The organism is Vibrio sp. 10N.261.54.A5, assembly GCF_041471145.1.
Classification (GTDB): domain Bacteria; phylum Pseudomonadota; class Gammaproteobacteria; order Enterobacterales; family Vibrionaceae; genus Vibrio; species Vibrio crassostreae_C.
In genome coordinates, this window is record NZ_JBFRNU010000078.1 from 1 (window position 1) to 8,599 (window position 8,599).

General features: G+C 39.2%; 9 protein-coding genes. 2 read left to right on the forward strand and 7 right to left on the reverse strand.

Translation table 11 applies throughout. From position 1 onward, the window contains the following. Positions 1-257 precede the first annotated feature (257 nt). The gene (locus AB4329_RS21005; RefSeq protein WP_102319804.1) at positions 258-935 is read right to left on the reverse strand and encodes a hypothetical protein; all 678 of its coding nucleotides are present in this window, start codon (positions 933-935) and stop codon (positions 258-260) included. Positions 936-1,260: 325 nt separating this feature from the next. Here AB4329_RS21005 and AB4329_RS21010 point away from each other — a divergent pair, with 325 nt between their 5' ends. Further along, a complete protein-coding gene (locus AB4329_RS21010; protein ID WP_102319803.1) occupies positions 1,261-1,806 on the forward strand; it encodes a hypothetical protein in 546 nt (181 codons plus the stop codon). A 30-nt stretch (positions 1,807-1,836) separates the two neighbouring features. On the opposite strand, the gene AB4329_RS21015 is transcribed toward AB4329_RS21010, so the two are convergent. The 3 genes from AB4329_RS21015 to AB4329_RS21025 all read right to left on the reverse strand — a co-directional run bounded on the left by AB4329_RS21015 (position 1,837) and on the right by AB4329_RS21025 (position 5,182). Continuing rightward, a complete protein-coding gene (locus AB4329_RS21015) occupies positions 1,837-2,325 on the reverse strand; it encodes a hypothetical protein (protein WP_102319802.1) in 489 nt (162 codons plus the stop codon). Between the two features lie 309 nt (positions 2,326-2,634). Further along, on the reverse strand, positions 2,635-3,612 hold the full coding sequence (locus AB4329_RS21020) for a hypothetical protein (RefSeq protein ID WP_102319801.1): 978 nt from the start codon (positions 3,610-3,612) through the stop codon (positions 2,635-2,637). A 64-nt stretch (positions 3,613-3,676) separates the two neighbouring features. Then, positions 3,677-5,182 carry a hypothetical protein gene (locus AB4329_RS21025; RefSeq protein ID WP_102319800.1) on the reverse strand — a complete coding sequence of 502 codons (1,506 nt, stop codon included), beginning with the start codon at positions 5,180-5,182 and terminating at the stop codon, positions 3,677-3,679. 107 nt (positions 5,183-5,289) lie between these two features. Between AB4329_RS21025 and AB4329_RS21030 the strand changes: the two genes are divergently transcribed. Next, positions 5,290-5,421 carry a hypothetical protein gene (locus AB4329_RS21030; protein ID WP_372139219.1) on the forward strand — a complete coding sequence of 44 codons (132 nt, stop codon included), beginning with the start codon at positions 5,290-5,292 and terminating at the stop codon, positions 5,419-5,421. A gap of 2 nt (positions 5,422-5,423) precedes the next feature. On the opposite strand, the gene AB4329_RS21035 is transcribed toward AB4329_RS21030, so the two are convergent. The 3 genes from AB4329_RS21035 to AB4329_RS21045 all read right to left on the reverse strand — a co-directional run bounded on the left by AB4329_RS21035 (position 5,424) and on the right by AB4329_RS21045 (position 8,542). Then, positions 5,424-6,521 carry a site-specific integrase gene (locus tag AB4329_RS21035; RefSeq protein ID WP_102319798.1) on the reverse strand — a complete coding sequence of 366 codons (1,098 nt, stop codon included), beginning with the start codon at positions 6,519-6,521 and terminating at the stop codon, positions 5,424-5,426. A gap of 626 nt (positions 6,522-7,147) precedes the next feature. After that, positions 7,148-7,705 carry a carboxymuconolactone decarboxylase family protein gene (locus tag AB4329_RS21040; protein ID WP_055024802.1) on the reverse strand — a complete coding sequence of 186 codons (558 nt, stop codon included), beginning with the start codon at positions 7,703-7,705 and terminating at the stop codon, positions 7,148-7,150. An 18-nt stretch (positions 7,706-7,723) separates the two neighbouring features. Then, a complete protein-coding gene (locus tag AB4329_RS21045; RefSeq protein ID WP_102319797.1) occupies positions 7,724-8,542 on the reverse strand; it encodes a peroxiredoxin family protein in 819 nt (272 codons plus the stop codon). Positions 8,543-8,599: the final 57 nt, after the last annotated feature.

Genomic DNA, 8,599 nt, shown 5'->3' on the forward strand with positions numbered 1-8,599 from the left:
ATTTTCCGGATTGGTATAAGCTGCCGCTTTGAAGTATTCAAATGTTCTTTTACCAAACTCAAGACGAAAAAAAGCCCGCTGATTTCTCAGCGGGCTTTTCAATGGTGGTGGAGGGATAGGGATTTGAACCCCATATCCAACACAAGAAATTAAATAAAACCGTTTTATAACAATACCTTAAAGCAAGGTGTTATAGTCACTTAAAACAATTGTATAATGCAATTGACTATATCGTTTATTGTAAGAATGTCAATTAGTTAATCGCTATAGTGAACCTTAGAAAACCATGCTCCCACAAAATCATGATCTTCATACCCTGGAATATTAGCCAATACGCACTCTAAGTTTTTGCAGCTTGACTTTGATAAAGCAAAGCAAACCATTTGAGTCCCACTCTTCCAAATCAACTTGATTAGCTTCTCAAGCCGTTTACTTATCTTGTCAGACTGAATATATCTCGCACACTCCAAATCTCGTCTTAACTTTGGGTCATCTAATGCTTTAATATTGTAGACTTTTCCTAGTTTTTCTAGTCCTAGAGTGGATAAATCAACCACATCGAGAATATACATTTTCTCATCTCGGAAAAAGAAAAGTATCGAAAGGTTAAGGTCAAATGCATGAATTTGGTAAATATGACGATGTGTCGATATTAACTCTTTGATTTGACTTACAAAGTCAGTTTGCAAAATTAAAGGACAGAAGTGTGGTTCAGTGTTCGATAGGACTGAGTAAAACATGCGAAGCTGATTTTCACTGAATTTTCCGAATTTTCGATGAACTATCGTATGTAATTGTTCTCGAAAAACTACTGAAGTACTTAAACTAGTTAGCGAACGTCGTTGTAGAAAGCTATCAACCGCTTTGTTTAAATCTTTACTGGTTACAACTGTCGATGCAAAAGGAGAAATGGGTTGTATGTATGATGTAGTCATTGTTTATTTTCCATTATGTCCCACAACATTTTGAATGTGTGTCGCTCACAAAATCAAAAGTTACAGAACAATGAAAATACTAAACAGATTTTTAAAGGGACACGTATTGTTTCACTTTAGCGACAAAAGTAGGCTCTCCCAGAGCCTTGATTAGGCTATACGACGCACTTAAATACGTCAAGCTATAATGTTACCTTTCTCTTTTAAAACAATTATTTAAGTTATAATAATTCTATTTCTCTTGCTCATAAATCACTTGCACTTCTCGTGTTTATACCTCATGTTGTATTCCGATTTATGATAGCCAACCCAACTGAGTATTGTTATGGACGAATATTTTAACGGATGGTTCAATCGAGAACGCCAAAAACAGCGAGAAAGCATTGTTAATGAAAACCATTTCTTAACTTTATCAGAGTTTAGCTCTTCAGTTGGGCTGTTAGAAAAGCATGTCATACATCATTGTAAGAAATGCGAATTACTTTTTATTAAAGATGAGGCGGGAGGGATATGGCTCCCGACCTGTCAGGTTATTGATGGCACACTAAATGAGTTAATGATGTCGTCAATTAAGCGTATAGCATCAAAGTTTGATGCTATTGATGCGCTTGACTTTATAACCGATAAAAAAAGTGACGGTTTAGTATTACATCATTTTTTAGTGAGTGATTTATCTATTCAGCGTTGTAAAACACCAGAAGACCTTATTAAAATTGGATTAGAATTAGATCGTTTAAGTGTACGATTCCATGGAAGTTTGGTGGATGCGGTGTCACAAAATAATGAAGCAGCGGTTGAAGCTTTCATACAAGATGTACTAACTGGAAGACAGCGCTCAGTCAAGACCACGACCGTTGATATTGATGTGTAATGTTATGACTATTATTCCATTTTCTCTCTGTTAGATGTGAGACAGTTTGTTAATTTGAGATATCAAACTGTCGCTTACACCTTCATTTATTGCACTTAAAAGCGCTTTCCCTGTAAATGCTTTAAGTCTATCGTCTGTCGCAACGTCTCCGCAGATAAACCAAGTCGCATTTAAAGCATTGGCGTGAGCTAACATTAGACGCACGGGATCTCTATCATCAAGCCTAACTTTATAGGTCAAATCAACAAACGCTGCTAATTGATTTTCAGTAAATACAGTATGCTTAATTAACAATTCACGCGTGAATCGTTCTCCAGTCGGGTACAAAAGAAAGCCTACACTGTTTGCTGCATCAGCCAAACGCTGTGCACCTTTTCTATCGGGTGTCACATTTTTCATTAGCAAATCAGTATTGCTTAAAAATGGCTGTAACTCATAAATACGACGAACGTCATCGTTTTGATTTAAATAGTTCGAAGAGTAAAGAAGAGAGCGCGGGTCAAAATATAAAATGTTCATTGGTTCTACCGAAAGTGATTTTATGCTCTATCTATAAGTACACCATAATGCACTTATAGGTCATCTCGATTGAAAGCATGGCTAAAAGTCCATTAAAGTGGACTTTTAGATTTTAAGTGACTGATTAATATTAAAATATATCACACCATACATTCGAGGGATTAACCATCATAGAATTTTCTTTTGGGTGGCACCAACTCTTTGAAAAGCGTTCCCAGTTCCCCTCTCGTTTCTTAGCGATTCTTAGGCGATTTAAGAATTCTTAATTTCATTGGTCTCCTTCACCTACTGAAATAAAGTTCAAGGATTTCAAATTGTTGATTTTCCATGTTCTACGAGATCGTTTTCTAGGCGTTGTTTTTGTTCATGCAGCAAGGCAATTTCGTTTTCAGCTTCTTCTAGGCCCTTCTCCAATAGGCGATGACTCGTAGCCAGTTCGCGGTTTTCTTCTCGTAGAATACTTATTTGATTGTCTGATTCATTCAGTAACTTCTGAGTTGATTTAAAAAGGGTTGAAGTTTCTGTTAACTGCGCTCTGGTCGTTTCATGCAGCTCAGATAAGCCTGATAACTGAGATTGAAGTTGATTGGCTTCATTCATGGAATATTCCAGTTTTACCTGAGTGGCCGTGTGAGCCTTATCTATATCCGATACTGTTCGTCTTAATTCATCCAACGAAATCTGCTGTTGAGCGGCCTTTTCCGTTGTCTTATTGAAAGAGTCAGTTAGTTGACTAATGGTTTGTATCAAATCTGATCTTTCGCTTTTTGAACTTGTTAATCTGACCTCTAAGTTATCGATTTGATCTTCTAGTAGCTCATTACGCTCAACTTGTTTCTGTAGTCGCACTTCAATATCAAGAGTATCTTGCTCAGCCATCGCTTGAGCTTTTACCAATATATCAGATTTAGCATCTAGCTCTCTGATTCGCACTTCCATCAAGGATTCATAATGAATGTGTGCTTTGTCATTAATTCTGATAGTCATATCACGAAGTATTTTCCCAAGCTCTTGTTCATTGAGTGACAGCATATCTTGAAGCTCAACAGGCAACTCAAAAGTCGATGCCACTGCTCTCTGGTCAGGATTAGTATCTACTGTCGATTGTTTTATTTCGGGAAGCCTGCCTTCTCCGATGAGGCGCTCAAGGTCAGTCTGTATAGAAGCAATTTTTCCACGTCCAAGAGCTTCTTTAATGAGCCACCCCGAAGGTTGTCGACCTTCATCGGACAATTGAGTTGCAATGCGTATAACATCTTCATCCGCATAAGATTTTGGTCTAGCCATATGGTTTATACCTTTGTTTTAATTATTATGATGGTTAGTTAGTAAAGTAAGCTGCGTGACTAACTTACTTATTAGGATGATCTGTAACGGTATGGTCATTGTTCGGTGCCACTGCTTCAGGCGCTTTCAGCAAAGCCACCTCATTTACGATTTTATCTGATAGACCTGGTGGTAGGTCTAGCACTGAGTTCAAGACAGAACTCAGGTACTCGCTTTGTTTTTTTAATACGCCTCTGTCTTTAGCATTGATCGCAAGTACCACTTTCTTAAAGATATCAACCAGTTTTGGCACTACGGTTTGTGTTAGCGATTGAGTGAGAATAGTCAGCCTTGATGATTCAGCTTTGAGATCTGACAACTCAAGTTGCATCGTATCTCGCTCAACCTGTAATTGGTTTAGCTGTACTTCTACCAGTGCAGTATCATCTATCAACTGTGATAGTTGTTGCTCGGTTTTTTCATTCTCATCTAACAAATAAACACGTTTCTTTTCTGCCAACTTTATTTTTCCCTGAGTTAGATCTAATTGGTGTGTGTGATAATTATGGCTGCGCTCCAATTTAGGTAATGAAGCCTCTCGATTCATATCTCTTCTTTTTTCAGATCTTCGCTCTGACTCTGGAGCAAGCTTTGCTACCAAGCCTTTATCAACAAATAGGTGCTGATTAGCATAGTCAAATAACATTTTTTGAAAGTAACGACCAAATTTTTGACTCAACTTCCTCGTCAGTTTCCCATCATCAGGTAATAATTTGGTGTCAGGTGCCGTTCGCTTAATATACTCATTGACGACCTTAATCTGAGTCTTTCTCAAGTCATATTTACCTGTCTGGTTGTTTCGACCAGATAAATAGTAGTGCGCATGTGCTCCCGTTTTGACATCCACACTTCGTTCGTCGTCATGCCCGATAACCGCTTTAACCTCGTAATCGGGAAAATATTCCATTAAGAACTGACTAGTAAACGAAACGTACTCTTCTAAGCTAATTACATCCGTTCCAACCCCCCATTGGTGGGGGATTTTAAAAAGACCTTCTTGAACATACAGATTGTTGGCTGGCGGCTTCTGGCATAACTGATTGTGAGCATTCAGATATGTTTCTAACATCTTAATTCGCTGCTTTTTGCGTTGCATTGTTAGCTTTGCAAACGCATCGATACGTGAGTAAGGAACGTACTTATCCATATCCAGTACAGCCTGTAAAAATTGAGCGGCAGCCTGATTTCCTTTTTTAAGCTCACTATCAACTGCTGTCTTTACCTTTTTGCGATACTGACGAAGTTGTGTTTGCAGCTTCGCTTGATTTGCCTTTTTAGGCGACGGCGCAATCTCATACAACAACTCTAGCCGTTGCTCTTCAGACCATTCTTTAAGAGACGATTGTTGACCATTCGTCCAGATCACGTTTTTTTCAAGCAGCTCATGATTCCACTCTAATTGCTTCGATTTCTTTGCCGCAGTGGGTGGTGATATGCGTAATGAATGAGCTAAAGAATGTTCGCACTTTACACGTTCAGCGGGCTTCGAACTAAAGTTGAACCGACGGTGAAACAATCGAATCTCTTTCATGCAATCCTCCTAAGAGGTGCGCATGGTAGAGAGTCAAGAGGCACTTCTCTTGCCCGCAGCTCACGTGCATCTTTTGCGAAGTAAAAGTGTGACGGGAGCGCAGCGGGTTGCCTTGTCGTATCACTTTTGAAGTGAACGACTTTGGCACTGTTAGTGCCATTAATGGCAGTACAACAGCCATTGTTGACAGCGAAAATGGCAACGGTGGCATCGATAATGCCATTGGTGGCAGTGCTTAGAATCATTTCGCACCACCAAGTGTAGCCTTAAGAACCGCTAGCAACTCAGGATTAGACTCTAATTTAGCAACCAGATCCGCTGTTTCAACCGATATCGCAGAAGAAGATGGAGCCGTTACAGGTGCTTGTCCAAAGGCTTCGGCTAAGTTATCGGCTGCCAAACGAGCACAATCTGGAGCATCAGAGGCAATCCAACGCCCATAATGCTTATCAACCATATGAGTACCTGAATGCCCCATCTGAGCAGCAATCCACTCTTTCGATATACCCGCAGTTAAATTTTGTGAAGCAAAGGTATGCCGTAATTGACCAACTCCACGGTGATTAACCTCTGCTTGCAGCAGAAAAGCATCGAAGAAATCTTTGGCAAACTGTGCTGCATGTAAAAATGGCTTACTGGTCTTACTGTTATAAAAAACGAACTGCACAGACTCTTTTTTGAGCGTTTTGTTATCTTCTTGCCTAACCGATATTTTCCTTAGCTTCTTCTTGCCAGTAAGTTGCAACTGCTGTTTCAAGAGGTCAATAGCAAGTTGGTTAAGCTCAACGGTTCGCATTGACCCCTCAGTCTTGGGCACTTTGTATTCTTGAAGAACTTTGGCTCTACGAACGTACATTTCCTTACGTTGCCAAATGATATCATCCCAGCTGAGCGCAAGTAATTCACTGATCCTCAAACCTGTGAGAGCATTAAATAAGCACGCATTTTTCCCACTTTGACACGATACATCAGTATCATGGAGCTTTTTCAGCTCTGCTTTTGTAAACGGTGCAGGTTCGGATGTTGTAACTTTCAGATTTTGAATACCCGTCATAGGGTTTCGTTCGAGCGCACCGTCCAGCTCCGCAAAACGAAAAACCGCTCTTAGGATGATCAGGAACTCATTGATGCTTTTGTTTTTATAATGCTTATGCAAACCATCAATAACGGCAAGGATGTCGCTGTGTGTAACACTCGCAATCTTTCTATGACCAATGCGCTTTGATAGCTTTAAGGCTTTACTCTTCTCTGATCGAAGAGTCGATGGGGCAACGCGGTTTACGCGACTTGCAATGTATTGCTCTATATAGTTTTTTACTTTTTTCTCTTGTTGATTCACGTCTCAATCTTATGGCAGCTTTGGCTGCTCTGCTGTCTTGTGAACAAACTACAAGAGTTCTTTAGCATGATCAAATATGAAAAAGCCAATAATATTAGTTACTTATTATGAAAAATCACGATTACAATGATTATCAACAGGTTAGAAAGTTAAATTTTTTTGAAAAATTTCCATATGAAACTCACACACTAAACTTTCCCCACCCAAACATCTTACGTTGGCATATTGATTCGAATAGGTGTGATATTCACTTCACATGATGCATCTCATTGGTGCGGCTGTAACTATCTAGTGATAATCAAGGCTTGTGTCTCATATTGCTGTATGTGGGTAGAACGCAAGAAAACTGATTGGGGTTCATCACTATTGTTCACCTTGTGTCGATGGCATAACTATAAAGAAACCAGATCATCCTACGACAATTACCGCACCTCATAACTCAGAAGTGCCCCATAACAAGCTAGAGCAGGAATGAGGCTATATTAAAGGTTTGTAATTTGACTTACTTTTCTTTATGCCTAGAGTTCTGACTATGTGGCCAAATTTACTAATCCACAACACATATACTTATGAAAATACACGGCCATTAAAAGAGAGTATCAGTAGATACTCTCTTCAGATTGATCTTACCTCTCTGAAGGGTGAGTCCAGTCAAAAGCCTTTAATGGGGCATCAACTGGTGTATGAGATAATGCATTGGTGAAATTTGAAATAAGTTTGCAAGCTAGGCCTGTCAACACTTCAAGCGCATGCCGCTCTGTGTATCCTACCGTTAGAAAGTTCTGCAACTTTTCATCACCTATATGACCACGATTATCTAGTAGCTCTTTAGTAAAGACATGCAACGCTTGTAGTTTGACATCAGGTAACTCATTTCCTTCCCGTAGTGCTTCAATAATGCTTTCTGGCATATTAGCTGATTTCATGATCCACGTATGACCAGGAACGCAATAGTGACAGTTGTTTTCAAAGTTTGATGTCATCAGAACCACTTGAGCTTCGAGTGGACTGAATAGTGTACTTTGCGTGAATAACTCATAAGTCTTCAAATAAGCTTGATAAGTTGCAGGAGCATCTGCTAGCACTTTATGTAAATTTGGAATTAAACCAAGTGATTTTTTAGATTGCTCCATCATTTGCTTTGATGCTTCTGGTGCTGTTTCAATATTGTGGTAGTTAAACATAATAATTCTCTCGGTTTATTATTTATTAATGGTGAAAACGTTGCGTAAGGCTTGAGTTAATCGTTCTTCGCTTGCTCTTAGTCGATAGTCTTCAGATTGATCTATCCATTGGATGACACCATGTTCATCAATTAAGATCGATGTTGGGATAGACATTGATTTGTATTCAAATGAAGTAGGAAATGGCAGCCCTAATACTGTTTTTGTTTTAGACGAGTCAGCCCCTAAAGCCTTGTGGTGTTCAACGCCGTATTGTTTAACTACTTTGAGTTCTGGGTCTGACAAAAGAAGAAGATCTAAACTATCTCGTTCGATGTGCATTTTTGCTTGTTCTGCCGTATCTCCCGACAACGCAACGACCTTAACTCCATATCGATCCAGAGTCGGTTTCATATCGTTAAACATTTTTAATTCAGCACTACAGTATGGACACCAAGCACCTCGGTAAAACTTAAGTAGAACACGTTGATTTTTTAGGTCATCAGTCGAATAAATCTCGTTGTCATATGTGGTTGATTCGAATTGTGGGAACTTATCTCCAATTGCAACCTCAATATCACCTAGAGGAGTATCTTTTTGACTGAATACCCAAATGAATTTACCACCAAGAAATATGGAAAAGCTGGACATTAAGACAACGAAAACAAAGCTCCAATGCATATTTATAATCCCACTGATAATTGCACCTAGCCCCAAAAGGACACCTGCGGCAAGTGCTAGCATAAGGATGATAGGATTTTTGGGCGGCTTGTTCTTTTTTACTTTTAGAAAGTAATGCAAACTTCCAATCACCGTTGTGGAAAATCCAAGTAGTGATAGTGCTATAGCTGAATACATCGTTTGTTCCTCATTGTTTTGCCTAATTGTTTTGCCTAATTGTACTAGTTAGTACAT

Coding starts and splice junctions, on each gene's coding strand:
- AB4329_RS21020 (WP_102319801.1), bottom strand. CDS start 3,612: ATGGCTAGACCAAAATCTTATGCGGATGAAGATGTTATACGCATTGCA.
- AB4329_RS21005 (WP_102319804.1), bottom strand. CDS start 935: ATGACTACATCATACATACAACCCATTTCTCCTTTTGCATCGACAGTT.
- AB4329_RS21010 (WP_102319803.1), top strand. CDS start 1,261: ATGGACGAATATTTTAACGGATGGTTCAATCGAGAACGCCAAAAACAG.
- AB4329_RS21040 (WP_055024802.1), bottom strand. CDS start 7,705: ATGTTTAACTACCACAATATTGAAACAGCACCAGAAGCATCAAAGCAA.
- AB4329_RS21045 (WP_102319797.1), bottom strand. CDS start 8,542: ATGTATTCAGCTATAGCACTATCACTACTTGGATTTTCCACAACGGTG.
- AB4329_RS21025 (WP_102319800.1), bottom strand. CDS start 5,182: ATGAAAGAGATTCGATTGTTTCACCGTCGGTTCAACTTTAGTTCGAAG.
- AB4329_RS21015 (WP_102319802.1), bottom strand. CDS start 2,325: ATGAACATTTTATATTTTGACCCGCGCTCTCTTCTTTACTCTTCGAAC.